Here is a 26500-nt window from a genome sequence, read left to right as displayed (position 1 = left end):
CTCCAGCGCCGCTGGGCGGCGCGATGGGTGTGGTGGGAGGTGAAGCAGCCTGGGCGCCCTTCGGCCGCTGTTCAGGCGCCGTTTCAGGCCGTCTCGAAGAGGTCCAGTCTCGGATCCTTCTCGGCCGGGTCAAGGCCACCCTGTGCCTTGGCACCGGCATCGGGGATCGCCAGGACTGCCGCGACGATGTCCTCGGGTTCGGTCGTCGTCACCCGTTCCAGGCACTCCAGCAGCGGCTGCGCGTGGACGTCCGTCGCCGTGGCCCAGGCCCTAACCTTGTCGGCCAGATTGACGAGCTGCGAGATGCCGGGCGCGCGGGTGCGCACCACAGGCACGATCCGCCCCTCGAGCTGCACATCGGCGGCGGCGGACAGGGCGCGCTCGATGGCACCGCGGTCCACCTCGTGCCGGTCCTCGTCGGCCACCGTCCATCGGACCCGCACGCTGACGCCGGCCAGTTCCTGCGCGCTCGCCGCATCTCGCAACTGGTCCAGATCGGGCCGGCCCTCGAACACGATGTCCAGCGTCCGTCTTGCAGGGGTCGGCTCGAGGCGACAGTCCACCCCGCCCGGTCCGAATTCCCACAGCAGGAACCCCTTGTCGCCCTGCTCACCGTGGTGGAAGCGACCGATCGACCCCGCGTAGGCAATGCACTGGCGCCGCTCGCCCTCCCCTTGGGTCCAGGCCTGGTGCCGGTGGATGTGGCCGAGCAAGGTGGCCTGCGCGCCGGTGCTGAGCAGCGCCCCGGTTGTGAACTCGTGGTCGAACCCGGCCATCGGCACGCCGTGCTCTGTCACGCAGCCGAAGACCGTGCCATGCGACACCGCGAGCGTCGGCACGCCGGCAGCACGGGCCACGCCGTGGATGCCGGCGTAGCCCTGCAGCAGCCGGGCCAGCTGCTCGCCCTGGGCCTCGGCGGCAGCGGTGGCGCCGACCGCTGCCGCGACGGCCGCCTTGTTGATCGACGGAATGCAGGTGAACAGTGCCCTGGCGCCAGGCGGCACCTCCGCGAATCGTGGGCCTTCGGACGCGAGCCAGAGGTCGGCGCAAGACGCATCGGTCGCCGACAGGTCCCGAGACGATGCGCTGACTATCAACGCCACCTGACCAATCCGGTCCGCGACGAAGACCCGATGGCGGCTTCCCAGCATCCTGAACACGGACAGCGTGCCGGGCGGCTCGTGCGACCAGGTGCCCTGGAGCATCAGCACAGGGCATTGGTCGGCCAGCCGCCGCACCTGCGCCAGCAGACGCAAGGCCGCAGGCGCATGCAGATCCAGGGCGTGATCGGTGGCATCCCCGGAGATCACGGCCACATCGACGGCGAGTTCGATGGCGCGGTCCACGGCCGCCGAGAAGCAGCGATCGGCCTCCTCCAGGTGGCGCGGCCCGTAGTGCAGGTCGGACAGGTGCGCCACCCTCAAGCGATGCGCCTGAAGGTGCGGACCGTGCGCTCGCGGATGCCGATCCGGGATGCGCGACACCCTTGCGCCCTGCGCACCGGTTCCGCCGGGCCGTTGTCCCGGCGCGCTCACGAAGCCACCTGCTGCAGCACGGCGTTGACCTTGTCCGCGTAGCCCTTCGGATCGTTCCGGAAACGCTCCAGCTCGCCGAAGGCCCGCTGCCGCCCTTGCGGATTGAGCTTCCACCCCGGACCCCAGCGCGTGGCCGCATAGCTGAGCCATGTCTGCGCAGGCACGCCCATCGCGGTCAGCCGCCCGAGCACATGCTCCAGCGTGGGCGGCACGCCGTCCGCCGTGGGATCGCTCGCAGCTACAGGTTCGTCGACGGACTTCGGCCCCTTCCCTGGCGTCGAGGAAGCGCTCCCCCTGTGCCCCTGGAGCACGCGGGCGGCAACATCGGCCTGCAGGAGCACGGTGTCCTGATCGTCCTGCTCCCGCATCAGCGTCGCCACGTCGACCGGCGCTTCCAGTTCCATGATCCACTGCGGCACCCGGACAGGCCGCCCCTGGTCATCGATGTGCGCCACCTCCATCAGCCGCTTGGTCAGGTAGAACGGCGTGCCCTGGCGGTCCAGGAAACCGGCCAGTCGACCACCCCGCAGGAACGCCACGGTCTCGAAGGTGCGGATCGCCGCATTCATCGCGTAGAAGCTTCGCGTGTGCAGCTCGAAGGCGCTGATCGATCGGATGCCGGGGATGAAGAACAGGAAGCGTCCGGTGAGGTTGCACTGCCGCTGCTGGTACTCCGGGCAGGACTCCGGCTGGCACAGCCCGCCGTTGTCCTCGCGCGGAATCGCCTTGCGGCCGCCGAACAGCCGCACCGTGCGGCGCCCCGTCGCGTCCACCGGCACCGGCGCGCGCGTCATGCAGTGGCGCCACCGTCCGTCGGTCGAATACTCGGACCAGAAGCGCTTGTCCTGCGCACCCCAGGTGGCCAGTTCATGTGGCATCACGCTCTGCCAGCGATCGGTCGGGAACACCACCGGGAAGCGGTAGAGACGCCGGCCCTCGCCGCGGTCCTCGCCATGAAGGTCGAGGATCTGCGTTGCCAGTTGGGGATTCGGGAAGTCCTGGGCGCGCACGGTGAACCACGGCACGTTGCGCGGAACGAGCGGGCTCTTGAGCTCAGGGCAGGCCTCGGCCAGCGCACGCTCGATCTGGTCGAACGACTGGCCCTGGTTCAGGCCCTGTTCGTAGATCGTCTGCGCACGCGGCACCTCGGCAGCCCGACGGGTCAGGACCTTGATGCCCGCGCGGATCTTGCCGCCCGCGGGCAGGCGGGGCGTTCCGTTTGTACCGTTACCCAGCAGGGTCGGCAGAGCGGTGGGCCCGCCGTGCAGCACGACGGCGGGCCGGGGATCGGGGGATGTTGAAGAGGCCATCGGCGTTCCTCGGTAGGCGTCGGGGGATTCCGACAAACCATCGTCTCGCCTCAGTCTCGGATTTCAACCTCGGTTGCCGCTCCGACTGACACGACCCGCAGTCCTTCGCGCGGCAGCGATATGCACCTGCTTGCGCCCCGCGAGCGGCCCGTCTCGCTTGGCGGATCATCGGCGTAAAGCCCAGCGACCAAACCGAGGCGACGGCCTCGCGCGACGAGGGCCTGAACATGTCGGCGACGTCAAACAGAGCGATGACGCGCTCAGGCGTGGCGAGCAGCGAGATCGTGCGGTCTGCCTCTTCGCTTGACGCCTTTGACCCGGTGAACCTCGAAGGCCTCATCCTCGACGCCGACTACCTGGGCAGCCTGCAGCGCCGCTTCCCCGGCGCGAAGCGCTTCTGCGGCTATGGGGCCGCCACGCCGGACCTCTCGGCCCCGACCGCGGAGTGGCGCGGGCAGGACACCTTCATTCAGAGGGACGGCATCGTCGACGACTTCGGCACCTTCGACGATCCCTACGCCTTCCACGCGCGACGCGGCTCCAACCTCGGCGGCCTGAATCCGGTCACTCCTGTAGCCGCTACACTCTACCTCCATGCGCCGTTGCCTCGCGATCCTGTTGCTGATCCTGCTGCCCACCCAGATGTCCTGGGCGGCCGTGGCGGATTACTGCATGCACGAGTCAGGTGCAGGCGCCGACCATGTCGGTCATCACGACCATGGCGACCACCGGCATGGGGCCAGCGCCAGCGACAAGTCCAAGGCCGACGGCTCGGCGTCGACCGCGGTCGACTTCGACTGCGGCCATTGCCATGGCCATTGCGCCGGCATGCTGGACTTTCCCGCCGGCCTGAAGGCGCACGCCGTGGGTAGTGCGCCGCCCAGGCTGGCCGAGGCACCCAGTGCCGAGCACCTGCCGGCCCAGCTCGAACGCCCTCAGTGGGCGTGCCTCGCCTGATCGGCGAGGCGGGCTTCTTCCCTTACTGAACCCCGTCCGCGCCTGAGCGCGCTGCCCCGACGCATCGGGCGCAGCCTGGCTCGGGTCGGCGCGACCGCCTGGTCGCCGCTTGAGCGCGCTGCCCCGACGCATCGGGCGCAGCCTGGCTCGGGTCGGCGCGACCGCCTGGTCGCCGCTCGCCGGTCTCCCGTGTCTTCCCCCCAGCACTGGAGCATCGGATGCATCCGAGAACACGAACACATCGACAGACCGGCCGGGCCTCCGGGCTCGGTGGCCTGGCAGCGGCGCTCGTCGCCGCATGGCTGCAATTCGTACCAGGTTCTGCTGCAGCGCAGACGGAGACTGCAGCGGGATTGCATGCCATCGAACCAGTGCCGGGCGAGTGCTCGCCTGACGCCCAACTGGCCGCAGACTTTGGCTGACTGCCTCTGCGACCAGGCGACTTCCGGGTGCAGAGCGACGCGCCCCTCGCGGACATGCAGGCGGCGAGATGAGATCCCGGCTGGCCGATCCAGACGTCACGCTTGGGATGACGTGGATCTGGGTCGGCATGCTGCTGGCAGCGCTCGTCGCCCTTGCTCTCCATCGCTGGCGGTGCCGGCGGCACCCGCGCAAGCCGGCTCCGGCACCACGAAGCTACTCCGCGAGTCTTGGCGAGCGACTGCGAGGGCCGAAGAAGCAACGAGCCAAGGGCCCGCGGCGCGGCAAACCGCCCAAGCGACCGCCGCGTCCTCCGCGAAAGGCCTCCGGCGATCAGCCGCCCGGATAGAGCTCGATCCGTGCACGCCGCGCCTCGGGCGACTCGGCACGCATCTCGTCGATGACCTGCTGCCGGGTCTTCGGCGGCTGGGAGCTCTTGACGGGCAGAGGTGCTCCTCGCTGCAGCAGCAGGAGCGTGCCGTCCTTGCGCGCCGCGTCGACCTCCGCCATCACCTGAGCTCGGGTCTTGGTGCTCTTGAAGTGATCGGGGTGGTAGGTGACACCGGCTTCGCCGGGCGCCGGGTGCCAGACCGAGCTGGCCTGCGCCGCCAGCGGGAAAGACATCGCGATGGCGATGACCGGCAGGGCAAGACGGAGCGTATTCATGACGGGGTCCTTTCAGGGGTTGGAGCAGGTGGTCTGCGAAGTCATGCCCGAAGGCATGTGCCCACTGTAGGAAGCGGCATCCAACGAAGAGGAAACGTGCAGATGACAGTTCGGACAGTGACGACGTGCGCCTGCCAGGAGGTCGGCCTGTGAAGCTGCTGATCGTGGAGGACGAAGCCAAGCTCGCCGACTACCTTCGCAAGGGCCTGGCGGAGGAAGGCTATGTCGTGGAGGTGGCCGGCAACGGCATCGACGGCCTGCACCTGGCCACGGAAGGCAGCCACGACCTGATCGTGCTGGATGCCATGCTGCCGGGCATCGACGGGCTGGGCCTGCTCGCCGCGCTGCGGCAGAGCAAGCAGACCCCGGTCATCATGCTGACGGCGCGCCACCGCGTGGAAGACCGGGTGCGGGGCCTGAAGGCAGGTGCCGACGACTACCTCGTCAAGCCGTTTGCGTTCTCCGAGCTGGTGGCCCGCATCGAGGTGCTGCTGCGCCGCGCATCGGGAGTCGCCCCGGCGCCCGATGCGCTCGTCCTGACGCTCGGCGAACTCGAGCTCGACATGGCGCGGCGGCGCGCGACACGGGCCGGCCAGCGCCTGGATCTCTCGGCCAAGGAATTCCAGCTGCTCACGCTGCTGATGCGCCGCAAGGGCGAGGTCCTCTCCCGCACCGAGATCGCCGAACAGGTGTGGGATGTCAACTTCGACCATGGGACGAACGTCATCGACGTCGCGATCCGGCGCCTGCGGGGCAAGCTGGATCTGCCCTTCGATCGACCCTTGCTGCACACCGTCAGGGGCATGGGCTACGTGCTGGAGGAACGCGGACCATGAAGCGGCTGCACGCGGGGTCGCTGGGTCGCCGGCTGGCACGTTGGCTTGCGCTGCTCGCGCTCGCGGGTCTGGCGATGACATGCCTGGGGATCTACACAGCCACGGCCTTGAGCTTCGGAGATCGCCAGGCGGAGACGCTGCGCCAGAAGCAGCAGCAGGTTCGCCACCTGATCGCCGAGGCGGACGGACTCGACGCCGCAATCCTGACGCACAAGCTCGAAGACGCGATGGTCGGCCGGCAGGACCTGGCGCTGACACTGTCCGACGCGCGGGGTAGGCCGATCTACGCGGGCGCACCGGTTCCGGCGGGGCGCCGGACGGTCGTCGTGCAGTTCGAGGCGGCGTCCCCATCCGGCTCCGTCCTCGCCACGCTCACACTGGACACGAGCGACGACGACCGCGTGCTGTCCCGCCTCGCGCGCACCCTGGTCGCCGCCGCGCTCGCAGGCTCGGTCGTGATCGCCCTGGGCGGTTTCGCGCTGGTGCAGTTCGGACTGCGGCCCGTTCGCGCACTGGCAGAGCAGGTCCAGGCCCTGGCAGCCGACACGTTGCATCACAGGCTCGACGGCTCCGACCAGCCCGAGGAGTTGGCGCCCCTGGTGTCACACGTCAACGACCTCCTTGAGCGGCTGCACCGGGCCTACGCTCAGCTGGAGGCCTTCAATGCCGACGTGGCCCATGAACTGTTCACGCCGCTGTCCACGCTGATCGGAGGAACCGAACTCGCGCTGCGCAAGGCGCGCGACGCCGAGACGCTGCGCGACATCCTCGGCGACCAGCTGGAGGATCTGCAGCGCATGTCGCTCATCATCCAGGACATGCTGTTTCTCTCGCAGGCGGACCGAGGCGCCCAGGCACGTCGCGAGCCCGTGCAAAGCCTGGCGGAGATTGCACGCCCGGTGGCCGATCTGCACGAGGCCGCGCTGGAGGACGCCGGGCTGCGCTGCACGATCGAGGGCGATGCTCGCTGCGAGGTCGATGTCCGCCTGGTACAGCGCGCGCTGTCGAACCTGATCGGGAACGCCACGCGCTACGCTGAACGCGGCAGTTGCGTGACCGTCCGAATCGCCAACCGCGACGACGAGGTCGCCGTCCGGGTCGAGAACCGGGGCGAGACGATTTCCGCCGACCACCTGCCCCGCCTGTTCGACCGGTTCTACCGGGCCGACGCCGCGCGCGCTGGCGGGGACCGCAACCATGGCCTGGGGCTGGCCATCGTGGCCGCTATCGCCCGCATGCACGGCGGCGCCGTCCGGGCCAGTTCGGCCGGCGGCGTCACGGCCGTTGGCCTGGTCCTGCCGGCGCGCGGGCCTGATGCGGTCTGAGGGTCAGAGGCAGCTGCCTGCGATGTCGCGTCCTCGCCCGGCGGCCGGCATGCGATCCAGCCGCTTGGCTTCGGCCAGGGTCAGTCCGCCGGACAGCGAGGCAGACGGCACGACCATGCCAGCACCATCCAGCTTCTTCGCCTGGGCCAACGTGATGCCGCTGGTGGCCGGCGCCGTGGCCGCAGCAGGCGCAGGTGCACGGTCGTCCAGGCGCTTCATGCGGGCGACATCGGCCGTGCAGGTGGGTGCAGCGAAAGCCGCGCCGGCAAAGGTCATCGAGACAAGCGCCATCGTGGCGCGCAGGGTGGACTTCATGGGGTACAGGAGTGGGTTGAGACAGCCACAGTCTCGGCCCGCCATCCCAACAGGTCCTGAACGCCTGGATGACAGTTCAGTCAGATTGGCGGCTCAGCCTTTGGGCGCCTTGCCCAACAGGCGAAGGCCGTTGAGCACGACCAGAAGACTTGCGCCCATGTCCGCGAACACGGCCATCCACATCGTCGCGCTGCCGAAGACGGCCAGGATCAGGAACACGGCCTTGATGCCCAGAGCGAGGGTGATGTTCTGCCACAGCACGGCGTGCGTGGACCGAGACAGCTCCACCGCCTCCCCGATGCGCCGCAGGTCGTCGTTCATCACAACGACGTCGGCGGCCTCCATCGCCGTGTCCGTGCCGGCGGCGCCCATCGCCACGCCGATGTCCGCCTGTGCCAGCGCCGGCGCGTCGTTGATGCCGTCGCCGGTCATCGCCGTCGGGCCCATCTCTCGCTGCAGCGCCTTGATGGCCTCAAGCTTGTGCTCCGGCAGCAGGTTGCCGCGCGCCTGCTCGATGCCGGCTTCGTGGGCCACGGCGCTGGCGGTGGCCTGGTTGTCGCCGGTCAGCATCACGGGCGTGATGCCCAGCGCCCTCAGCGACGCCACGGCTTCGCGCGACGAGGGCTTGATGGTGTCGGCGACGGCAAACAGCGCGATCACCCGCTCGGGCGTGGCCAGCAGCGTGACCGTGCGGCCCGCCTCTTCGTGTCGCTTCAGCTGTGCCTCCAACGCTGGCGAGCACTGACGGCGCTCCTCGATCAACCGGTGGTTGCCGAGGACGTAGGTCACGCCATCGACCTCGGCCTGTACCCCGCGACCGGTCAGTGCCGTGAAGTTGCGAGCCTCGACGCTGTTGGGCCTCAGACCCGCTGCGATGGCCTTGGAGACCGGGTGGTCGGAGTGGCTGGCGAGCACGACCGCGATGTGCTCGGCCACCGCCGGATCCGTGCCGGCCTCCACCACGGACCAGTCCACCAGCCGCGGCTTGCCCTCGGTGATGGTGCCGGTCTTGTCCAGGGCGATGGCCTTGAGCTTGCGCGCTTCCTCGAGGTAGATGCCGCCTTTGATCAGGATGCCGCGCCGCGCGGCGGCCGCCAGGCCGCTGACGATGGTCACCGGCGTGGAGATCACCAGCGCACACGGGCAGGCGATGACGAGCAGCACGAGTGCCTTGTAGACCGCCTGCAGCCAGGTCCAGCCGAGCAGCCACGGGCCGAGCAGAGCCACCGCCACCGCGATGACGAAGACGGCCGGCGTGTAGACGGCCGCGAATCGGTCGACGAAGCCCTGCGTCGGCGCGCGCGTGGCCTGGGCTTCCTCGACGGCATGGATGATCCGGGCGAGGGTCGAATTGGAGGCGGCTGCCGTGACCTCGAACTCGAAGGTGCCCGAGTCGTTGATGGTCCCCGCGAAGACGGGATCGCCTGCACCCTTGTCGACCGGGATGCTCTCGCCCGTCACCGGCGCCTGGTTGATGCTGGTCTGGCCGGAACGGACGATGCCGTCCATCGGCACGCGCTCTCCCGGCTTCACCCGCAGCAGCGCACCCACGGCCACCACGCCCACAGGCTGCGTGGCCCAGCTGCCGTCGGGCTGCCGGACCGAAGCCTCTTCCGGCGCCAGCGCGAGCAGTCCCTTGATGGCGTTGCGCGCTCGGTCGACCGCACGCGCCTCGATGGCCTCGGCGATGGCGTACAGCGCCATCACCATCGCGGCTTCAGGCCACTGGCCGATGACGAAGGCGCCCGTCACCGCCACCGTCATCAGCGCGTTGATGTTGAGCCGGCCATGGCGCAGCGCCGTCAGACCTTTCTTGTAGACGTCGAAGCCGGCCAGCCAGATGGCGACGGCGGCCACGGCCAGGCCGGCGCCCCGCCACACCAGCGTCTCCGGCGCGAAGTAGCCGATGACCTCGGCACAGATGGCCAGCAGCAGCGCCGCGGCCAGCTTGGGCAGCTGGCCTCGTACGACCTCATGATCGTGCCCGTCCCCCGACGAATGACCATCCGCCTTCACGGCCGGCGCGACGGGCTGCGGATCAAAGCCGACCTTTCGAATGGCCGCGAGCGCCGGCTCCACGGCGGAATCGTCGGCGTCGATGGTGAGCAGGCGCTGGCCGAGATTGAAGCGCAGGCCGCGCAGGCCGGACAGGCCATCGACGGCGCGGCGAATCTCAGCCTCCTCGGCGGCACAGTCCATCGTGGCGATCCGGTAGCTGCGCCCTGCCTCAGTGGCCCCGGGGACAGGCGATGGCACGGAGGCAGCACCAGCGGCCGGGCCGCAGGCACCGCAGCGCTCATCCGAGCGGGCCGGGTTCAGGCTGTCGCATGCCGCCGCTTGGTCATGGTCATCGCCGGGCGAGTGAGCATGGCCAGGGACTGGCTTGTTGGAAAGGCGATTCATGGCAGGGGATCCTCGTTGACCTTCCCGCCATTGCAAAGCCTGTAGCAGGTGTAGAGTCAAGCGCTTCCTTCCCTCCAGTCCGGGCAAGAGGTGAACCCATGAAGATCGGCGCCCTGGCCGAAGCGACCGGAACGCCGGTCGAGACCATCCGTTTCTACGAGCGCGAAGGCCTGCTGCCTCCACCCCTGCGCGCAGACAACAACTACCGCATGTACCTGCCGGCCCATCTGGAACGGCTCGCCTTCATCCGCCAGTGCCGCAACCTGGACATGACACTCGACGAGATCCGGGCATTGATCGCGCTGCGCGAGTCGCCTGCGCAGGATTGCGGCGAGGTCAACGCGCTGCTCGACGAACACATCGGCCACGTCGCACAGCGGATCCGCGAACTGCGGGCGCTGGAGAAGGAACTCAAGTCGCTGCGCGCGCGCTGTGCGACTCCCCATTCGCTTTCCGAGTGCGGGATCCTCACCGGCATCGACCGCGCGGCCGCAGCCCCGTTGGCGCCGACAAGGCGCCGGCACGTTCACGGTGCGCACTGAGCGCGGCCTGCCTCGGTCTGAGTGACCGAACTGTCATCTTCCGGTTCAGAAGCTGTTCCGCGCCGGTCTCTAGAGTCCTCAGCCATGCCATCGGGCATGCGGCTGCTCGGCAGCCGATCACATCCAGAAAGGGACTCTCATGCACTCCTCATCCTTCTTGCGCAGCGCCGCCGTGCTACTCGCAACGGCGGTTCCCGCCATCGGCTTCGCTGCGAGCGAGACCTTCCTCAACGGCCAGTCGATCTACGGCCAGCCGGCCGCCGCTTCGAGCGCCGCCCGTGTCGTGGACCTGGCCCAGGTAGCACGACCGAACATCGCCTACGGCGAAACGGTCATCTTCCTCGGTGACGCGGGCCAGCAGTTTGCCTGGACCTTCAATGGATTGGATCGGCGCGGGGTCGATCTGGCAAAGATCGCCCCGGCGGGCTTTGCCACGAAAGGCGCGGTCGCCTACGTCGCGCGCGATCCAGCCAATCGCAACTGAGCACCGTCCGTGCCGGCAATGCGTCCGGGCTTGGCCCGGACGGGTGCACGCGCTTGACTCCGTAGTGGCTTCAGGGTCTGGAATGCGGGACTCGTCAACCTGAATCCATCCCGACAGAGCAATGCCCAATACGTCGTCTCTCCTCCTTCGCCCGACGCCGCTTCTCAATTTCGGCAATCCCTACATCGAGCGCCTGGTCACCGATCGGAACTGGCGAGCGTTGCCGGAGCGCGAAAGAATCGGGGCTGCCTACGACTTCGTGCGCAACGAGATCGCCTTCGGCTACAACGAGGGCGACGAGTTGCCCGCCTCGCGCGTGCTGGCCGACGGCATCGGCCAGTGCAACACCAAGAGCACGCTGCTGATGGCGCTGCTCCGTGCGGCCGGAGTGCCGTGCCGCTTCCACGGTTTCACGATCGACAAGGCACTGCAGCGCGGCGCGATCTCGGGGCTGGCGTATCGCCTGGCGCCCCGACGCATCATCCACAGCTGGGTCGAGGTGTGGTACGAGGGCCGGTGGGTGAACCTCGAAGGCTTCATCCTCGATGCCGACTACCTGGGCAGCCTGCAGCGCCGCTTCCCCGGCGCCAAGCGCTTCTGCGGCTACGGGGCCGCCACGCCGGACCTCTCGGCCCCGCCCGTGGAGTGGCGCGGGCAGGACACCTTCATCCAGAAGGATGGCATCGTCGACGACTTCGGCACCTTCGACGATCCCGACGCCTTCTACGCGCGACACGGCTCCAACCTCGGCGGCCTGAAGCGCTGGCTGTTCGCGCATGTCGTACGGCACTGGATGAACGACAACGTGGCGCGCGTGCGCGCTGGCCGCTGGTGACCTGCGTCACGACAGCCCACGGCCCTGTCTCGTTCCGGTCAACCCTGTAGCCGCTACACTCCACCTCCATGCGCCGTTGGCTCGCGATCCTGTTGCTGGTCCTGCTGCCGCTCCAGTTCTCCTGGGCGGCGGTGGCCGACTACTGCATGCACGAGTCGGGCGCCGCAGCAGACCATGTCGGCCATCACGACCATGCCGATCACCGGCATGGGGCCAGCGCCGGCGACAAGGCCAAGTCCGACGGCTCGGCGTCGACCGCGGCCGACTTCGACTGCGGCCATTGCCATGGCCATTGCGCCGGCATGCTGGACGTTCCCGTCGGCCTGAAGACGAACGCCTTGGGCAGTGCGCCGCCCGGGCTGGCCGAGGCACCCAGCTCCGAGCATCTGCCGGCCCAGCCCGAACGCCCCCAGTGGGCGCGCCTCGCCTGATCGGCGAGGCGGGCTTCTTCCCATACTGAACCCCGTCCGCGCCTGAGCGCGCTGCCCCGACGCATCGGGCGCAGCCTGGCTCGGGTCGGCGCGACCGCCTGGTCGCCGCTTGAGCGCGCTGCCCCGACGCATCGGGCGCAGCCTGGCTCGGGTCGGCGCGACCGCCTGGTCGCCGCTCGCCGGTCTCCCGTGTCTTTCCCACAGCACTGGAGCATCGGATGCATCCGAGAACACGAACACAACGACAGACCCGCCGGGCCTCCGGCCGTGGCGGCATGGCGGCGGCACTCCTGGCCGCATTGGTGAACCTGGCGCCTGGCGTCGCGACGGCCCAGACGGCTGCTGCGCCGAGCCTCAAGGAACTCTTCGAAACGGCCTGGGCGCGCCAGCCCGAATCGCTCTCCCTGCAGGCACGCCGCGATGCGGTGCAAGCCCAACGGCGGGCCGCCGAGGCCTGGACGCCGGAGCCACCGGCGCTCGAGGCCAGCCACAAGACCGACCGCCTCACACGCAACGACGGCGCGCGGGAGCTCGAGGTCGGCGTCGCCGTGCCGCTGTGGCTGCCCGGCGAGCGACGCAACACCAGCGCACTCGCCGATGCCGAGGCCGCCGCCCTCGGCAGCCGGGCCGAGGCCGCGCGTCTGCGCCTGGCCGCCTCGGTGCGCGAGGCCTGGTGGAACTGGCAGCGCGCCGGCGTCGAAGCCGAGATCGCCCGCGCGCAACTCGACAGCGCCCGCCGCCTGGCGGCTGACGTGGCGCGCCGCGCGAAGGCCGGTGAACTGGCACGGGCCGACCAGCACCAGGCCGACGGCGCCGTGGCCGCGGCCGAAGCCGCCGTGGCGCAGGCCGAGGCGGGGACGACGGTGGCCCTGCAGCAGCTCAAGTCGCTGGCGGGTGGCACCTGGGCGCCCATGGCCACCGCGAGCGCCGTGGCCGAGCCCGAGCCCCCGGCCGCCGCCGAGCCACCGCAGCATCCTGCGCTGGCCGAACTGAGGGACCGTGCGACCGTCGCCGAGCGCGCCGCGGCATTGGCCTCGACACAATCGCGCGCCAACCCGGAGCTGACGCTCGCGACGACACGCGACCGCGGCGCGAGCGGGGAACGCTACGGCCAGACGGTCACGCTGGCGGTGCGCATCCCCTTCGGCGCCGGGCCGCGGCACGACGCCCGCGTGGCCAGCGCCCGTGCCGATGCGGCCGAAGCGCAGGCGCAGCTGGCCCTGGACCGCGCGCGGCTTCAGTCCGAACGCGAGTCCGCTGTCGCGCGTGTGCAGGCGGCGCGCAGCCAGCTGGCCGCCGCGGAGCGCCGCGCCACCCTGGCGCGCGAGACCCGCGGCTTCTTCGAGAAGTCGTTCCGCCTCGGCGAGACCGACCTGCCGACCCGCCTGCGCATCGACGCCGAGGCCACCGAGGCCGAGCGCCAGGCTGCGCGCAGCCGCATCGAACTGGCCGCCGCGATCTCCGCCTGGCGCCAGGCGCTGGGGCTGCTGCCGCAGTGATCGCCACCGACCTCGCCCATCACCAGAGTCCACCCATGAAAACTTCATCTCTCCTGGCCGCGTTCGCTGCAATCGCGGCCCTTCTGATGCCCCCGCTGGTTCACGCCGGCGAAGGCCACGACCACGGCGACGCTGCGCCGACGTCCACCGGCCCCGCGTTGCCCCGCTTCACGGCGGTCTCCGAGACCTTCGAACTGGTCGGCGTGCTGAACGGCAAGCAGATCACGCTGTACCTCGACCGCGCGGCCGACAACGCACCCGTCACCGACGCGCAGATCGAGCTGGAGATCGCCGGCGCGAAGCTGAAGGCTGAAAAGCACGAGGACGCCTTCGAGATCGTGCTCGCTGCCGAACCCAAGCCCGGCGTACTGCCGATCACGGCCACCGTCACCGCCGGACAGGAGGTCGACCTCCTGGCTGGCGAACTCGACCTGCACGAGGAGGCGCACGCCGACGAGGCCGCGCATGTGCACTCGTGGAAGGAGTACGCCGGCTGGGGCGCCGGCGCCCTGGCCGCCCTGATCGCCCTGATCCTCATCGGTCGCCGCATCGCCGCGGGCCGCCAGCGCACCACCGGAGCCGTCGCATGACTTCGAACATCCTCTGCACGCGCCGCTGGGCGCTCCCGGCTGTCTTCGCGCTCGCACTGGGCCTTTCGGCGCCGGCCATGTCCGGAGAAGGCCATGACCACGGCGATGCACCGGCCGCACCGAACGCCAACGGGCCGCAACGCCAACCCGACGGCAGCGTCTTCCTGCCCAAGCCGGCGCAGCGCCAGCTTGGCGTGCGCACGCTGCTCACCGAGGCCACCGAGCTGCCGCGCTCGTTCGAGCTGAACGGCAAGGTGGTCATCGACCCCAACGCAGGCGGCAAGGTGCAGCCGCTGAACGCCGGCCGCATCGAACCCGGACCGCGCGGCCTGCCCAACGCCGGTCAGGCCGTGCGCAAGGGCGAGGTGCTGGCCTACGTCGTGCCGTCCGCCGCCCCGATCGAACGCTCGAACCAGGCCGCGCAGCTGGCCGAACTGCGCGCTGCGAAGTCGCTGGCCGACAAGCGCGTCGCGCGCCTGAAGGAACTGGCCGACACCGTGCCCCGCAAGGACATCGAGGCCGCCGAGAGCGAGGCGCAGAGCCTGGCCGAGCGCATCGCCGCTGTCGGCACCGGCCTCGCGTCGCGCGAGGCGCTGGTGGCGCCGGTCTCGGGCGTGATCGCGTCGGCGCATGTCGTCGCCGGCCAGGTGGTCGATGCGCGCGAGCTGGTGTTCGAGATTGTCGACCCGGCGCGGCTGCGCGTCGAGGCGCTGGCGTTCGATGCGGCGCTGGCCGGCAACGTCGGCAGTGCCAGCCTCGCGGTGGGCAACCAGCGCGTGCCGCTCGCCTTCATCGGCGCCGCGCGCAGCCTGCGCGAGCAGGCGCTGCCGCTGGGCTTCCGTGCCGAGGGCAAGGTGCTGTCGTCGCTGGCCGTCGGCCAGCCGGTGCGCGTGTTCGTGCAGGGCAAGGACAAGGTGCAGGGCATCGCGGTGCCGGTGTCGTCGCTGATGAAGAACCCGGCCAACCAGACCATCGTGTGGGTGAAGACGGCGCCCGAGCGATTCGAGCCGCGCACCGTGACGGTCGAGCCGCTGGACGGCGTCAACGTCGCCGTGACCTCGGGCCTGAAGGCCGGTGATCGCGTGGCCACGCAGGGCGCGACGCTGATCAACCAGGTCCGCTGACAGGAGCCGCAATGTTCAAGTGGCTCCTCGACAACAGCCTGACGAACCGGCTGCTGGTGATCATCGCCAGCGTCGTGCTGATGGCCTATGGCGCGTTCACCCTGTCGCGAACACCGGTGGACGTCTTCCCCGATCTCAACAAGCCCACGGTCACGATCATGACCGAGGCCGGCGGCATGGCCGCCGAGGAGGTGGAACAGCTCATCACCTTCCCGCTCGAGACGACGATGAACGGGCTGCCCGGCGTGGAGAGCGTCCGCTCCACCTCGTCGGCAGGACTCTCCTTCCTCTACGTCACCTTCGACTGGAACACCGACATCTTCCGCGCCCGGCAGCTCGTGGCCGAGCGCCTCGCGTCGATGGAGGAAGGCATCGCCGAAGGCGTGGTGCCGCGCATGGGCCCGATCAGCTCGATCATGGGCGAGATCATGCAGATCGCGATTCCCGTCGATCCGCAGAAGATCAGCCCGATGGCGGTGCGCGAGTACGCGGACTGGGTGCTGCGGCCGCGGCTGCTGTCGGTGCCGGGCGTCGCGCAGGTCATCCCCATCGGCGGAGAGGTGCGCCAGTTCCAGGTGCAGCCGAACACGGCCCGCATGGCCGAGCTCGGCATCACGCACGACCAGCTCGAGGCCGCGCTCAAGGGCTTCTCCGCCAACACGTCCGGCGGCTTCCTGGAACTGAACGGACGCGAGTACCTGATCCGCAACCTCGGCCGAACCTCGCGCCTGGACGACCTGAGCAACCTCGCGCTCGGCGCCAACAACGGCCAGCCGATCCTGCTGCGGCAGATCGCCGAGGTCACGTTCGCGGCAGCGATCAAGCGTGGCGATGCCGGCTACGAGGGCAAGCCGGCGGTGATCCTGGGCATCCAGAAGCAGCCGACCGCGGACACGATCGCGCTCACCAGGTCGATCGAGGAAGCGCTGACGGGCCTGAAGGCGTCGCTGCCCGCGGGCATGGAGGCACCACGGGTCACCTTCCGGCAGGCCAGCTTCATCGAGACCTCGATCACCACCCTGCAGGGCAAGCTGATCGGCGCGTCGGTGTTCGTCGCGGTGATCCTGTTCTTCTTCCTCGGCACGCTGCGGCCGACCATCATCGCGCTGACGGCCATCCCGGTGTCGATCTTCATCACCGCACTGGTCTTCCGCTACTTCGGGCTGTCGATCAACACGATGACGCTGGGCGGACTTGCAATTGCCATCGGCGGCCTGGTCGACGACGCGGTCGTCGGCGTCGAGAACGTGCTGCGCCGCCTGAAGGAGGACCGCGCCAAGCACCCCAACAGCCGCCTGCACCCGATCGAGGTGGTGTCGCACGCCACGATGGAGGTGCGCTCGGCGATCCTGTACGCGACCGTGATCATCGTGCTCGTCTTCATCCCGCTGTTCGCGCTGCCGGGGCTGGAGGGCAAGCTGTTCGTGCCGCTGGGCATCGCCTTCATCGTCTCGACGCTGGCCTCGCTGGTGGTGTCGGTGACGGTCACGCCGGTGCTCAGCTTTTACCTGCTGCCGCGGATGAAGAACCTCGACCATGGCGACACCAAGGTGCTGGCCTGGCTCAAGGCCCGTTACCGAAACAGCCTGGAGGGCGTGCTGAACCGGCCGAAGGCGGCCCTGGCCGCGGCGGGCGTGGCCGTGGTTGCGGCCGCCGTGGCGGTGCCGTTCTTCCCGACCACCTTCCTGCCGCCGTTCAACGAAGGCACGCTGCTCATCGGCCTGCGCCTGAACCCGGGCGTGACGCTGACGGAGAGCTCGGCACTGGCGAGGCAGGCGGAGATCCTGGTGAGCCAGGTGCCGGAGGTCACGCACGTCGGACGGCGCAGCGGCCGGGCCGAGCTCGACGAGCACGCCGAGGGCGTGCACGTCAGCGAACTGGATGTCGGCATCGTGCCCACTGCCGAGCTGACCCGATCGATGGACGCGGTGAAGGCCGACATCCGCGCGAAGCTGGCCAACCTGCCCGCGGCCATCGAGATCGGCCAGCCCATCTCGCACCGCATCGACCACATGCTCTCGGGCGTGCGCTCGCAGATCGCGATCAAGATCTATGGCGAGGACCTCGACGCCCTGCGCGGCCAGGCCGACGCGCTGCGAGCGAAGCTGGCGTCGATTCCCGGCATCGCCGACCTGCAGATCGAGAAGCAGGTGCTGGCGCCGCAGATCAAGGTGCGGGTGGACTACGCCGCCGCGGCGCAGTACGGCCTGCCGGCACCTCAGGTGCTGGCCACGCTGCAGGCGCTGGTCGAGGGCGAGAAGGTCACGCAGATCGTCGAGGGCGGTCGGCGCTTCGCGCTGGTGGTCAAGCTGCCGGAGTCGGCGCGTTCGATCGAGGGCCTCAGCCAGATCCTGATCGAGACGCCGACAGGGCGCATCCCGCTGTCCAAGGTGGCGACCATCGAGGACGGCGACGGCCCCAACCAGATCAGCCGCGACGACGGCAAGCGGCGCATCGTGCTATCGGCCAATGCGTCGGGGCGCGCGCTGTCGGAGATCGTCACCGACATCCGCAAGGTCGTGGCGGAGACGAAGCTGCCCGAGGGCTACTTCATCACCCTGGGCGGCCAGTTCCAGGCGCAGGAGGAGGCGTCCCGCCTGGTCGGGCTGCTGTCCATCGTGTCGCTGGTGCTGATGTTCGTGGTGCTGTACAGCCGCTACAAGTCCACGACGCTGTCGGCGCTGATCATGGTGAACATCCCGCTCGCGCTGGTCGGCGCGGTGATCGGGCTGTGGCTGTCGGGCCAGCCGCTGAGCGTGGCCGCACTGGTGGGCTTCATCACGCTGGCCGGCATCTCGGTGCGCAACGGCATCCTCAAGGTCAGCCACTACATCAACCTGATGCGCTTCGAGGGCGAGACCTTCGACACGAAGATGATCGTGCGCGGCTCGCTCGAGCGGCTGAGCCCCGTGCTGATGACAGCCCTGGTGACAGCCTTCGCGCTGGCACCGCTGCTCTTCGAGGCCGAGCGCCCCGGCACCGAGGTGCTGCACCCGGTGGCCGTGGTGATCTTCTCCGGCCTGATCAGCTCGACGCTGCTCGACACCTTCCTCACGCCCGCGATGTTCTGGCTCTTCGGCCGCAAGAGCGCCGAAGCGCTGATGGACGACAAGGACGCCGAAGCGCTCTGACACCCGTTCCCCCACCCAACCCCGCACCCAACCTGAAAGGACTCCCATGAAGATGCACACCCTCATCGCCTCCGTCGCCCTGGCTGCTGCCGGCACCGTCCATGCGGCCGGCGAGAAGCACGACCATGCCCACGAGCACAAGCCGATGCACGGCGGCGTGGTCGTCGAGGTCAAGGACATGGACTACGAACTCGTCGCCAAGCCCACGGCGATCCAGCTGTACCTGCGCGACCACGGCAAGGCGGCCGACGTCTCCAAGGCCAGCGCGAAGGTGACGCTGTTGACCGGCACCGAGAAGCAGGAGGTCGAACTGAAGCCGGCCGGCGACAAGCTGGAGGCCACCGGCAGCTTCAAGGTCGGCCCGGGCACCAAGGCGGTCGCCGTGGTGACGGTCAACGGCAAGCCGGCCACCGCGCGGTTCACCTTGAAGTGACAGCCATGAGCACCCACCGACTCCTGGTGGTTTCCGCGCTCGTCGCGGCCGGCCTGCTGGCCGGCTGCGCGACGCCACCGCCACCCAACCCGACGGCCGAAGTGCCGTACTGCCACAAGACCAACAAGGGACGGATCATCGCCTGCACCAAGGCGCCAGTTCCGAGCCTCGACGCCGACGCGGCAGCCAAACGCTTCACGCCGGATTCCGACGCGCTGACCGTGTACGTGGTGCGGCGCAACTGGGCGGACGGGTCCAACTTCGTCATCGTTCAGGGCGGCAGCGCCGCGGCTGTCGAGACGCTTCCGAACACGATGGTGCGGTTCCGGTTCAAGCCGGGCCGACACCCCATCGCCTTCGAGTTCGACGGCCAGCGCCAGACGACCACCGTCGAGGGACGGGCCGGCGAGGTGCGATTCGTCAGGATCGAAGGGGTGGTCTGGTCGTGGAAGAGCAGCTACGGCTGGGTAACCGAGCCCGAGACTGCCACGCGCGAACGGGCATTCAAGTCACGCCTGGTGGCCGACGTGTCGGTTCGCTGATGGGCGCCATACTGTTCGTGTGACTTCGCCCGAGACCGATCCAGATCCCGCCGCTCGCCCGCTGCCGGCCGGCGTGGGCGCTGCGCTGCTGGCCGCAGCGCTCTTCGGCGCGAGCGCGCCGCTGGCCAAGGCACTGCTGACGGGTGTGGGGCCGTGGATGCTCGCCGGCCTGCTCTATCTGGGTTCCGGGCTGGGATTGATGCTGCTGCGGTTCGTGCGGCGCTCGCCATCGGCGCGCCTGGAGCGGGGTGAATGGCCCTGGCTGGCGGGCGCCGTGCTGGCCGGCGGCGTCGTCGGGCCGGTGCTGCTGATGTTCGGGCTGTCGGGCATGCCGGCCTCGGGCGCCTCGCTGCTGCTCAATGCCGAAGGCGTGTTCACCGCGCTGCTGGCGTGGTTCGCGTTCAAGGAGAACTTCGACCGGCGCATCGCACTCGGCATGGTGGCGATCGTGGCCGGCGCGGTCGTGCTGAGTTGGCCCGGCGAGGCGCGCATCGGCAGTGTCTGGCCGGCGCTTGCGGTCCTCGGCGCCTGCCTGGCCTGGGGCCTGGACAACAACCTGACGCGCAAGGTGTCGCTGGCCGATGCCACCTGGGTGGCGATGGTCAAGGGCCTGGCTGCGGGCAGCGTGAACCTCGTCATCGCCTTGACGCTGGGGGCGAGCCTGCCCGCGCCAGGCGCTTTGCTGGGCTCGGCGGTGCTGGGCTTCTTCGCCTACGGCATCAGCCTGACCCTGTTCGTCGTCGCGCTGCGTCACCTGGGCACGGCGCGCACAGGCGCGTACTTCTCGGTGGCGCCGTTCTTCGGGGCGTTGCTCGCCGTGGTCTGGCTCGGCGAGCCCGTGACGCCGGCCCTGCTGGTCGCGGGCGCGCTGATGGCGCTGGGCGTGTGGCTGCACCTCAGCGAGCGGCACGCCCACCCGCACACGCACGAGGCGATGGAGCATGACCACGAGCATGAGCATGACGTGCATCACCAGCACCACGCGCCCGACGAGCCGGTGCCCGCGCGCCACACGCATCGCCACCGGCACGACCCGCTGACACACCTGCACTCGCATTTCCCGGACGAGCACCACCGGCACTCCCACTGATTGCCGGCCTCACTCCAGCGCCATGAAGACCCTTGCCCTGTTCCTGGCCACCGCGCTGGCCGAGATCGTCGGCTGCTACCTGACTTACCTGTGGCTCAAGCAGGGACGCAGCATCTGGCTGCTGCTGCCGGCGGGCGCCAGCCTGGCGTTGTTCGCGTGGCTGCTGACGCTGCACGAGACCGCCGCCGGCCGCGTCTATGCCGCCTACGGTGGCGTCTACATCGCGGTAGCGCTGGCGTGGTTGTGGGCCGTGGACGGGATCCGTCCGACCCTTTGGGACGTCGCCGGCGTGGCGGTCGCGCTGACAGGCATGGGCATCATCATGTTCCAGCCGCGCTGACGGCTGGCCCTCGCCAGGCGAGCCGGCCTGCGTGCAGCGAAGGTCCGCTGCCAGGATCGGCGATGACCAACGGATCCTGGCCGTGAGGGCGTACGGTCCTCGTGAAGTCTTCGATCCAGGCCTGCGGAGCGTCGGATCAGATCTCGGACTCCACTCGCGCAGTGGCTTCAGGCAGGCGAGGCATCGGGACTTCAGTTGACCACACCCATGAGCGACCGCCCGCCTGTGCGACAGCCCTGCGCTTTTCCTGTGCCGCGATCGGCGTCATGAACGCACTCAGCACGTGCAAAGGCACCGGTTCTGCTCCCACATCCAGCAGGATGGCGTTCGCGAACCCGGCGGCCGTCCGAGCGTCGTATCGCATGGGCTTCACGAACCGCCGTCCCTGCGCCACCAGCGCTCGAACTAGCGGCGCCTCGTGCACACCCTCCAGCGGAATCCACTCCTCGCTGGTCAGCATCAGGCTGGCGAGGTCGATCTCGTAGGTGTGCTCTCGGCGTGCCCGGATCAGCGCCGCCAGCATCAGACGCAGCCCTCGCCCTCCGTCCGAGTCGAGCGCCTCGAAGAGCGGCGCGAAACCGCGCTGCACCCGCGCCCAGGTCCGCGCGTCTGCCAGCAAGGGTGCGTCCGGCATGTGGCGGATCCAGATGCGCGCGCCTGCGGGCGTCGACTCCCAGCCCTTGAACTCGCCCAGAACCACCGCCAGCGGCTGACGCCCGTCATGCGGCTGCAGCACCGACAGCCGGGCACGGCGCCGGTCGGCCTGCTCGGCCTTCGCAGACTCGCTGAAGGCTTCCGGCACGTACAGCCGGTTCGACAGCGGCTCGCCCTTCACCTGGACCGCCTCGGCGGCGTGCATCAGGTACTTGTGAAGCACCGCCTGGTTGCGCTTCCCGGCCATGCCCGGTGACCAGCGGTTGAAGCCGGCCCGCTCGAACAGGAAGTGCATCAGCGCCCGCAGGCTCATCCGGCGACGGGTGCGGCCGACCTCCGACGGCTCGGCAGGCTCGCGGCTCACCCCAGGCCGCCCGGGTACACGCGCCCACGGGAAGTCCACGTGCAGTTCCACCCGTGCCGGATCCAGCTGGACAACGGCATCGCCGACCAGTTCGCCCAGGCCCGACATCGCAGGCCCCGGCTCGTAGCTCGGGCAGGCGGGGTGGTGCCGGTCCCCGGTCTCGGGCATGCGCTTGATCTGGAAGTGGCGATGGAAGGCGACGTACATCTCGACGCCGCCTGCCACGCACAGGCAGCGCGGCCGGCCCGGCGCCTCGTAGGCCTGAGCCAGCAGGTCCTGCAGCTGCGGGTCGTCGGCGTCGACCACGCGCCCACCGATCGCAAAGCGCTGCCCGTCCACCCCCGACTCCTTCCCCGACTCCATCGCCGTTGCAGCCCTTCAGCGGGCGCGCCGTGTCATGCCAGCTCCTCGAGCACCTTGGCCAGCTCGGGTCGCGGCCTCGGCAGCTGCTCGCGCACGGCACTTCGATCGGCGATGCCCAGCACCAGCCCGACCTGGTCCTCGTCGGCGCCGCGTTCGTACATCCGCGACATCAGGGTCAGCCGCGCCGACTGCGTGCACAGACCGGGTATGTCGGCCTGGCGGAAGATCTTGCGGTAGATCTCCAGCAGGGGACGGCAGACGTAGCGGTTCTGGCCCTCGCCGCCGTTCGGCGTGATCGGATAGACCTCGCCCTCAGCGCCCAGGAACAGCGGGCCGTGCCGATCCAGGCCGCGCCACTGCTCGGCGGCGCCGAGACCATGGCCGGCACGGACCCGCTCGTCGAGATAGGCGCCGAGCGCCTCGTCGAGACGGCGGTGGTTGAAGAACAGCGGTCGGTCCCTGCCGTTGATCGCGACATCGGCGCGCACCCTCGACTCTCGCCGCACGCTGCCGTCCTCCAGCAGGTAGTCGCCCACCGTCAGGCGCGCGACCTCCAGCGGGCGCAGACCGGTCGCGAAGGGCAGGTAGTAGAGCGCCAGGTCGTGCAGCGGCCGCGTGGATCGGCTGCGCACGCGGCGCGCCCCGAGATCGACCTCATCGGGATTGAGCACACGGGCTTCGCGCTGGGAGCTCACCTGCGTCGGGTCGAAGTGCTCCAGTGCCTGGAGGATCGCGTCCCGGTGCATGCGAAGGCGCTTCACGAAGGCGGCGCCGCTCTCCTGCAGGCCATCGACGCCCACTGCCTGCGTGAGCTGCACCGCGAGCCCCTTGATGCGCCGGTCGACGGCCGAACGCGACAGCCCCCATCGCTGCGCCACGGTCGCGTAGGGATCGCCGTCGATCACCTCGCGCAGCATCTGGATCGTCTGCAAGGTCTGCCGGCGATCGCCGGCGGCTTCCGGATCGTCTTCCATTGTTGTTACTCCCTGGACGACGGAATCACCGAAGGACGCTGGCCGGGCGCGGCGGTGTGGTCGCTTCGCGCCAATCGCTTCCTCGATGTCGACGGAATGGACCACGCACGGCCCGAGCACATGCATGGCATCCCCACGTCTAACGCGCGAACCTGCGACTCCCGTGTGACCAGTCGTTTCGCGGCCGATACACGCCAGGCCCTGTCGCGTTCACGGCCGCGGCGAGACCTCGCCCGACCGCGTTGCGGCTTCAATGTGCCCGGGCATGCGTGCCGCCTTGTTGCCGAGGCGTTACCGCGTGCAGCGCGATGCGTCCGTCGCCTTTCCAGGTGCGTCATGACGCAACCCCCTGCTGCTCGATCCAGCGGCGGATGTCCTCGGCGCGCCAGACGGTCACGCGCTCGGAGAGCTTCACGGGCTCCGGAAACGTTCGCGCATGCACGCGCCGCCACAGGGTGGACTTGGAGATGGGGACGAAGGACAGCACCTGCGGCTGGCGCAGGAAGCCGGTGTCCGGCAGCGCGGCGCTGGGCGGCGCGGCCGGGGAATCCGCCGACGGGGCGGCGGGAACAGGAACGCGGGGCATGATCGGCCTCTCATCGGCATGCAGCCGGCAAAGGTCATGACCTGCTCTGCGACGACGGCGCTCGGTCAGGAAACGCGCCAGCCGCCCGGGAACGCTCGACTCCTGGACCACCGCGGGCGTTCCGTTCGCGCGGTGGATGAAGATGCCTTCCGAAGAGGGCCCCTGCCGAGGGCCCCCTTCGGTGTGATTCGATCGCCACCCCCTTGGGGGTGCATGCCGGCCGCCATGCGGTGCGGGTCCGCGCGTTCGATGCCGCGGAGGGCCGAGTCCGGCACCGGGGGCGTTCGGTCGCCGAGCCGGGCGCGGCGGGTCCGCCGGAACTGGCCGGCACGCCGGAGGCAGCGTGCCGACGTTGGACGAGGCAGGTATCGACTGCGACGCCACCCGATGCGGGTGGAGGCCCGGGGCGATTCGCCCGTTGAACGGGTGATCGGCGCTACGGTGGCGCCGACTTGCCTCTGCGGGCAGCCCATGGCCTGGACACACGGTAGCGTCCGCACCGCTCAAGGGCAACACGCCCGCGCCGATTGCCCGCGCAAGCGTCGGTGGGTGCCGCCGCTTGGGAGAGACATGGGACGGCCTGCAATTCCACCGCCTACTCCGCCACCGCAGCGACTGCCGTTGGCGCAGGCAGCAACTCCACGTCGCGGCCCGCTGTCGTTGGGGGATCTGCGGGTCCGTCCGGTGCCGTGGTCGTCGAATCGACGGCTTCGCCGGCGGCGGTACCGAGCGCGTCGTCAGGAACTTCGGCATCGTCGGGCGACGTGGCGCGGGCATCGAGCGCGTTCATGCGCCGCCGCAGGCCCGTCGCAAAGCTGCGCGCACCATTGGCGATGTCGCGCACCTGGCGCTTGAGGCCCGCACGCTGCGTGTCCACCGCCTGCGCCGACACCACCTCGTGGATCTCCAGCGTCTGCAGCAGCGGCATCAGCTGGTCGAGCTTGACCAGCACCTCCAGGAATCGGCGGCTGATCGACGACAGCACGCGCACGTCCACGTCCAGCGGCACCGTGTCGTAGGACGCCAGGCTGGTGATGCCATGGGCCTTGAACAGCGCCTCGGCGCCGTCGATAGCCTCGTTCAGGCTGGCGGTCGCGGCATCGATCCTGCCGCGCAACGCCGTCTCGATCCGGCCGATGTCCTCGTGGTCGAGCCGGGTGCGGGCGATGACCGAGATGAAGTGCATGTTCAGCTGCAGGGTGTTGAACATGCGCACGAACATGCGCTTGCCCTCGGCACTGCTGAACCGCGTGGCGATCTTGAGGCTGGCCGCCTCGACGCGACGGAAGTCGACCTTGGCTTCGCGGGCCAGGATGCGGGCGTTGGCGCCGCCCTGGTCCACCTTCACGATCTCGACATTGGCCATGCCCGCGGCTCCTTGTGCTGACAACGGGGTCGATGGCATCTTCCGAACGTGCACGGCCCTTTGCCACACGAAAGCCCCGGCACCTCGGGGCGCTTTCGCGATCAGTTGCTTGGCGACGGGCGTCGGCCCATTGACCGGGCCGAAACGGCGACCTACCTTTGCGCCATGCAGCAGCTGGCCCTGCATCCAGACCCGGCAAGCCTTGGAGATGTCCTGAACTGATCCCCCGCTTGGGTGCCCGTGCAGGTCGCACAGGCACCCGTGGGGACGATCGACTCGCGGTGATGCACGCCCCACCGATGGGGGACACCCGTTGCGGTGTCGCTCCGTCGGGTGCCCCTGTGCATCGCCGTGCCGAGGACCGCGCAAGCAATCAGGCACGCCGGGGCATTCGCTCTCAGGCCGGGCCTTCGAGGCAAGGGCTGCGACCCGGTGCCGAGCGCATCAGCTCGAGCGCCGCACCGACCGCGCCCTTGCCTCCCGGGCTCGTCCCGTTCTCGCCGATGTCCCCCCGATCGGACGCTGACACCGATCACCGCGCTCGCGCGCGCCACTGAACCCTGTCAGCCCTGGAGTTCCAGGCTTCGCCCGCAAGGCGGCCGGAGCCACATCACCCAACCGTCACCCGCATGGGGGCCCACGCCCCCGCCACGGGGTGCACGTGGTCTCTCTTCCCATCCAAGGAGTCCACGATGCACAGCAACAACGCCTGCCGTCAGGCCGGCGCCCCTGTCGGCTCGCCACACACGGCAAGCCTCGACGCACACCGAGCCCGACTCGGCTCGACGACGACCCCGTTCGTCATCGACGCCTCGTTCGACATCCCGGCCGGCCTGGATCTCCAGGACGATGCCGGCGCAGACAGCGCCGCCAGCGCCACCGGCGCACCGGGCAGCACCTGCGAAGAGTGGGTGGAGGAGTGGAGCGAGGACGACATCGTCCTGCTGCACTGGCGCCTGCTGCAGGAGATCCGGCACCTGGCCGACCCGGCCACGCCGCTGGAGGAGAAGCTCGACACCCTGCGCTGGGTGTTCACCGAACGCGAGAAGGACGGCCTGCCGTTCTCGTTCGTGAACTGCCTGCGCGTGGTCGGCTGCAGCCCGCTGTCGCCGATCCCGTACTGCGGACTCGTCGACGCCGAGGAGGTTCGCGAGCGCATCCGTCTTGGGCTGCGGCCCTGGCTGCACGCGACGCTGGCCCGCTACCCCGACTGGGTGCGCGAGGCCGTGGCGACCCACCCCGAATGGGTCGAGGCCCGGCTGACCCGCAATCCCCAGTGGATCAACGAGCAGCTCAAGCAGATGTCCGTGCAGGGCGACCTGTTCGCGTGATCACGCCCACCCCGGGCGCCGTGCCTCGGGCCGCGCCGACCGATCCGGTCAGGC

Annotated in this window: 25 protein-coding genes; 16 read left to right on the top strand and 9 right to left on the bottom strand. The window is 69.7% G+C overall.

The window, feature by feature from the left end; translation table 11 throughout:
- Positions 1–83: 83 nt before the first annotated feature.
- A complete protein-coding gene (locus tag C1704_RS06840; protein WP_245876412.1) occupies positions 84–1418 on the bottom strand; it encodes a metallophosphoesterase family protein in 1335 nt (444 codons plus the stop codon).
- Positions 1419–1531: 113 nt separating this feature from the next.
- Entirely contained in the window at positions 1532–2845 is a 1314-nt protein-coding gene (locus C1704_RS06835) for a recombination directionality factor (RefSeq protein WP_104301962.1), read from the bottom strand.
- Between the two features lie 594 nt (positions 2846–3439).
- Here C1704_RS06835 and C1704_RS17560 point away from each other — a divergent pair.
- Entirely contained in the window at positions 3440–3802 is a 363-nt protein-coding gene (locus C1704_RS17560) for a hypothetical protein (protein WP_170064641.1), read from the top strand.
- A 753-nt stretch (positions 3803–4555) separates the two neighbouring features.
- On the opposite strand, the gene C1704_RS06825 is transcribed toward C1704_RS17560, so the two are convergent.
- Entirely contained in the window at positions 4556–4888 is a 333-nt protein-coding gene (locus C1704_RS06825) for a DUF4148 domain-containing protein (protein WP_104301961.1), read from the bottom strand.
- A gap of 149 nt (positions 4889–5037) precedes the next feature.
- Between C1704_RS06825 and C1704_RS06820 the strand changes: the two genes are divergently transcribed.
- Together C1704_RS06820 and C1704_RS06815 are read left to right on the top strand one after the other, a co-directional pair.
- Positions 5038–5724, top strand: a complete 687-nt coding sequence (locus tag C1704_RS06820; RefSeq protein WP_104301960.1) for a heavy metal response regulator transcription factor — start codon at positions 5038–5040, stop codon at positions 5722–5724.
- Positions 5721–7049 carry a heavy metal sensor histidine kinase gene (locus C1704_RS06815; RefSeq protein WP_104301959.1) on the top strand — a complete coding sequence of 443 codons (1329 nt, stop codon included), beginning with the start codon at positions 5721–5723 and terminating at the stop codon, positions 7047–7049. Before C1704_RS06820 ends, C1704_RS06815 begins: the two co-directional genes overlap by 4 nt.
- A 3-nt stretch (positions 7050–7052) precedes the next feature.
- Here the strand turns inward: C1704_RS06815 and C1704_RS06810 are convergent, their stop codons facing one another.
- Together C1704_RS06810 and C1704_RS06805 are read right to left on the bottom strand one after the other, a co-directional pair.
- Positions 7053–7364 carry a hypothetical protein gene (locus tag C1704_RS06810; protein ID WP_146076043.1) on the bottom strand — a complete coding sequence of 104 codons (312 nt, stop codon included), beginning with the start codon at positions 7362–7364 and terminating at the stop codon, positions 7053–7055.
- A 93-nt stretch (positions 7365–7457) separates the two neighbouring features.
- A complete protein-coding gene (locus C1704_RS06805; RefSeq protein ID WP_419186785.1) occupies positions 7458–9767 on the bottom strand; it encodes a heavy metal translocating P-type ATPase in 2310 nt (769 codons plus the stop codon).
- Positions 9768–9865: 98 nt separating this feature from the next.
- Here C1704_RS06805 and cadR point away from each other — a divergent pair, with 98 nt between their 5' ends.
- The 12 genes from cadR (at position 9866) to C1704_RS06745 (ending at position 20808) form a co-directional block, all read left to right on the top strand.
- A complete protein-coding gene (gene cadR / locus C1704_RS06800) occupies positions 9866–10309 on the top strand; it encodes a Cd(II)/Pb(II)-responsive transcriptional regulator (RefSeq protein ID WP_104301956.1) in 444 nt (147 codons plus the stop codon).
- Between the two features lie 139 nt (positions 10310–10448).
- Entirely contained in the window at positions 10449–10793 is a 345-nt protein-coding gene (locus C1704_RS06795; protein WP_104301955.1) for a CzcE family metal-binding protein, read from the top strand.
- Between the two features lie 121 nt (positions 10794–10914).
- The gene (locus C1704_RS06790) at positions 10915–11628 is read left to right on the top strand and encodes a transglutaminase-like domain-containing protein (RefSeq protein ID WP_104301954.1); all 714 of its coding nucleotides are present in this window, start codon (positions 10915–10917) and stop codon (positions 11626–11628) included.
- Between the two features lie 68 nt (positions 11629–11696).
- Positions 11697–12059 carry a DUF2946 family protein gene (locus C1704_RS06785; protein ID WP_104301953.1) on the top strand — a complete coding sequence of 121 codons (363 nt, stop codon included), beginning with the start codon at positions 11697–11699 and terminating at the stop codon, positions 12057–12059.
- Positions 12060–12334: 275 nt separating this feature from the next.
- Positions 12335–13558, top strand: coding sequence for a TolC family protein (locus C1704_RS06780; protein WP_245876405.1), 1224 nt, complete (start codon positions 12335–12337; stop codon positions 13556–13558).
- A 35-nt stretch (positions 13559–13593) separates the two neighbouring features.
- Positions 13594–14148 (top strand): hypothetical protein, encoded by a 555-nt coding sequence (locus C1704_RS06775; protein WP_104302016.1) that lies wholly within the window; start codon positions 13594–13596, stop codon positions 14146–14148.
- The gene (locus tag C1704_RS06770) at positions 14145–15272 is read left to right on the top strand and encodes an efflux RND transporter periplasmic adaptor subunit (protein WP_104301951.1); all 1128 of its coding nucleotides are present in this window, start codon (positions 14145–14147) and stop codon (positions 15270–15272) included. The genes C1704_RS06775 and C1704_RS06770 overlap by 4 nt, the downstream gene beginning before the upstream one ends.
- An 11-nt stretch (positions 15273–15283) precedes the next feature.
- The gene (locus C1704_RS06765; RefSeq protein WP_104301950.1) at positions 15284–18403 is read left to right on the top strand and encodes an efflux RND transporter permease subunit; all 3120 of its coding nucleotides are present in this window, start codon (positions 15284–15286) and stop codon (positions 18401–18403) included.
- A gap of 46 nt (positions 18404–18449) precedes the next feature.
- A complete protein-coding gene (locus C1704_RS06760; protein WP_104301949.1) occupies positions 18450–18836 on the top strand; it encodes a hypothetical protein in 387 nt (128 codons plus the stop codon).
- Between the two features lie 5 nt (positions 18837–18841).
- Positions 18842–19378: a hypothetical protein gene (locus C1704_RS06755; protein ID WP_104301948.1), complete on the top strand. Its 537-nt coding sequence runs from the start codon at positions 18842–18844 to the stop codon at positions 19376–19378.
- A 19-nt stretch (positions 19379–19397) separates the two neighbouring features.
- A complete protein-coding gene (locus C1704_RS06750) occupies positions 19398–20468 on the top strand; it encodes a DMT family transporter (protein ID WP_104301947.1) in 1071 nt (356 codons plus the stop codon).
- 22 nt (positions 20469–20490) lie between these two features.
- The gene (locus C1704_RS06745) at positions 20491–20808 is read left to right on the top strand and encodes a YnfA family protein (RefSeq protein WP_104301946.1); all 318 of its coding nucleotides are present in this window, start codon (positions 20491–20493) and stop codon (positions 20806–20808) included.
- Between the two features lie 136 nt (positions 20809–20944).
- On the opposite strand, the gene C1704_RS06740 is transcribed toward C1704_RS06745, so the two are convergent.
- The 4 genes from C1704_RS06740 to C1704_RS06725 all read right to left on the bottom strand — a co-directional run bounded on the left by C1704_RS06740 (position 20945) and on the right by C1704_RS06725 (position 25115).
- Positions 20945–22189 carry a DUF1173 family protein gene (locus tag C1704_RS06740; protein WP_211286879.1) on the bottom strand — a complete coding sequence of 415 codons (1245 nt, stop codon included), beginning with the start codon at positions 22187–22189 and terminating at the stop codon, positions 20945–20947.
- Between the two features lie 32 nt (positions 22190–22221).
- Positions 22222–23163, bottom strand: a complete 942-nt coding sequence (locus tag C1704_RS06735; protein ID WP_104301945.1) for a site-specific integrase — start codon at positions 23161–23163, stop codon at positions 22222–22224.
- A gap of 334 nt (positions 23164–23497) precedes the next feature.
- Positions 23498–23749, bottom strand: a complete 252-nt coding sequence (locus C1704_RS06730; RefSeq protein ID WP_211286872.1) for a helix-turn-helix transcriptional regulator — start codon at positions 23747–23749, stop codon at positions 23498–23500.
- Positions 23750–24344: 595 nt separating this feature from the next.
- Positions 24345–25115, bottom strand: coding sequence for an AcaB family transcriptional regulator (locus tag C1704_RS06725; RefSeq protein WP_128001346.1), 771 nt, complete (start codon positions 25113–25115; stop codon positions 24345–24347).
- Between the two features lie 692 nt (positions 25116–25807).
- Here C1704_RS06725 and C1704_RS17740 point away from each other — a divergent pair.
- Complete coding sequence (locus C1704_RS17740; protein WP_240668591.1) at positions 25808–26446, top strand: hypothetical protein; 639 nt, start codon at positions 25808–25810, stop codon at positions 26444–26446.
- The last annotated feature ends 54 nt before the right edge of the window (positions 26447–26500 follow it).

The organism is Caldimonas caldifontis (assembly GCF_002930615.1).
In the GTDB taxonomy this organism is placed as follows: domain Bacteria; phylum Pseudomonadota; class Gammaproteobacteria; order Burkholderiales; family Burkholderiaceae_C; genus Caldimonas; species Caldimonas caldifontis.
Note: the sequence above shows the minus strand (reverse complement) of the source record. Positions and strands in the feature narration are given on the sequence as shown.